The sequence below is a fragment of the Pedobacter sp. 01N416 genome, from assembly GCF_056399685.1.
Genome location: NZ_JBFTRT010000680.1, coordinates 1 through 2,433 on the forward strand (window position 1 = coordinate 1; position 2,433 = coordinate 2,433).

2 protein-coding genes are annotated in these 2,433 nt (G+C 37.2%); both read right to left on the bottom strand.

Annotated features, from left to right (window positions below; all coding sequences use genetic code 11):
- Window positions 1-461: 461 nt before the first annotated feature.
- A complete protein-coding gene (locus AC1DND_RS25730; RefSeq protein ID WP_477585413.1) occupies window positions 462-965 on the bottom strand; it encodes a hypothetical protein in 504 nt (167 codons plus the stop codon).
- Entirely contained in the window at window positions 962-2,176 is a 1,215-nt protein-coding gene (locus tag AC1DND_RS25735) for a hypothetical protein (RefSeq protein WP_477585415.1), read from the bottom strand. Before AC1DND_RS25735 ends, AC1DND_RS25730 begins: the two co-directional genes overlap by 4 nt.
- Window positions 2,177-2,433 lie beyond the last annotated feature (257 nt).

Consider the following 2,433-nt stretch of genomic DNA (forward strand, 5'->3'; position numbering starts at 1 on the left):
AAACTAACATAAAGTTAACCAAGAACATCGTTTTAAGTGGAGTTAAAGAAAATTAGACATATAACCGCGCTTGTCATCCTAAGCTTGTCGAAGGATCCTCGCAATTATTTTTTTTCAAAGAAAGCCCGAAATATTCTCCTGAGTTTAATCACCCTGAAGGATAATTTCCACGTGCAGTCAGATGTTACCATCTGACTATCGACTATTAAAAAAGGGAATATCTAGAATATATGTTTTTAGTGTCAGTTGGCAACAACTGACACCACAATTATTCATGTTATCCAAAGATCTCTCCACTCCGAGTTGCTCCGGTCGAGATAACGCCGAATTTCAGTATCTGTCAATTGTAGTAGAGAGGAAGGATTTTTTAAGCCTGTAAACAATAGGCTATTTAAAATAGTCTTTGCCTTGATATCTTAATTACCTTAATTCCTTAATGATCTGTAAGATGCTAACGAAAATCACTTATTAAAATAGCCCTTAATTACCGAGAAAACATAAATCAAAATTACCCAGCCTACTATAACAAATTTTGGCCATGCAATAAAATCTGTTCGCCAAAATTCAGCCATATTTCCCGGGTGATGGAAACTGTGTAATAGCCTGATATTTTCAATTACATCCAGTGAGCCGATTAAAAATGCCAGAAATAAATTAAGCCGTAGCAATTCGTTTAGCCAACTTGTTTTTTCTCTTTGCATTTGCGAATTAGATAGCGTCATGATGAGCACTACATATACCAAAATAAACAGAAAATCGAGGTGTGTATTCTTTTGGGCAATGTTTAAAAGTGTCTGGTCACCATAAAGTGTATCGCTCCAAAGCGCAATAATTTCTACTCCTGCATCTTTATTGGCGAGTTCTAAATTGACGATTCCTTTTCCGCTGAAGTGCTGAAGTACTTTTCCCTGAAAGGACATTGCACCACAAACAATGATAAATACTAGAATCAATATCTTTTTCATTTCTGCCCTCCATCCTGTTGTTTTACAACTGCTATAACTGCACTTCCATTTTTATTTGGGTTGTTAATACAGTGAATAAAGGCTGCTGCTGTTTTTTTGAAATGTTGGGGCAATGGATGCAATTCATCCGTCCAACCATTTTTACCAACTGACCCTCTTGAATCGATATGGAATACCCTATTCTCCCCTAACATTTCACTAAAAATGCGACCGATATCAATCATCATTTCGTTAAAGAGGTAAATCATGGCATAAACAATTTTGCGCTGATCTTCGGGATCGTATATGCCCCTGAGCTGCAAGGGCGTTTTTAACCATCCTCCATGGCCGAGAAAAGTTCGCGCAAACAGCCGGTACCATTTGAGTGGATTATATCCTGCTATCTTCTTATCGCTTGGTATGGCGTAATCGTAACCTTGCGTAATAATCTGTATCCCTGGAAACTTACCATTTTCTCCCTCACCGCCAGTGAGAATCCCATTTATAATAAAATAATATTGGAGCTGAAAAAAGGCCAGTAAAGCATAAAAATCTTTGGATATGAACTGGGTACCACGTTTAAAATCTTCTGGGTTATCGGGTGGATTAGCAGCGCTTTGATAAAGGTATTTCGCAAATGCACTATTTTCAAATTCGTTAGAGTCTCCTTTATGTGTAACCATGGCTGCTATTCTCCGGTTTCCAACCAGGTCGTTTCCTCCCCCGCTAATGATAAATACATCCGGTTGAAGTGTAGAAAGCTGTTCGACATATTTTTTGGCACTAAGCATGTTCATCAGCCAATCGCCACCAGAAGCCAGGCTATAAACGGCCATATTCTCTTCCATAGCAATCCAGTCGATCACATCGCTTAAAAGAATAGGATAATTGAACCACGAATCGCCCTCTACTACCACTACCCTGTTTTTAAGACCGTTGTGCTTAGCCGTATGTTTCCGGAAATTATTTTTTACCTTTTTTATAAAACGGGTATTGCGCTGGCTGTTTTTTAATGCATCTACTTTAGCCATAACAGGCGCTAATGCTGCTATTTTTCGTACCTGCTCCAGGTTAAGGTCGTAGATATGCTGAATAATTTCAGAAAGATCGAATTCATTAATTTCAGGCCTCAGTTCAATAAGTTCGCTAACCGAGATATTGTTATTGAGCAGTTTGTCGATAAGACATTTCTTTATAGCAGGATCCACGGCTTTTCGATCGTTGTATATCATTTTCTGTTTATTAAAATATATGTTTAGCAAGGGACATACTGATATAATAGTAAATCAATCATAAAACACTGCATCCTACTGAAAAATAAACAGATAACTGTTATTAAATATGTAAATATAACACAACGCCATAGAGATTCCAATACTGATTATTGGGTATACTTACTTATTGTACCTAAAATAAATATTGCACCGAATCGGTTAAGGTTTAAAACATCTTCCTTAACATTTAGGCAACAGTAAACTTACATTAAAGG

Coding starts and splice junctions, on each gene's coding strand:
- AC1DND_RS25730 (WP_477585413.1), bottom strand. CDS start 965: ATGAAAAAGATATTGATTCTAGTATTTATCATTGTTTGTGGTGCAATG.
- AC1DND_RS25735 (WP_477585415.1), bottom strand. CDS start 2,176: ATGATATACAACGATCGAAAAGCCGTGGATCCTGCTATAAAGAAATGT.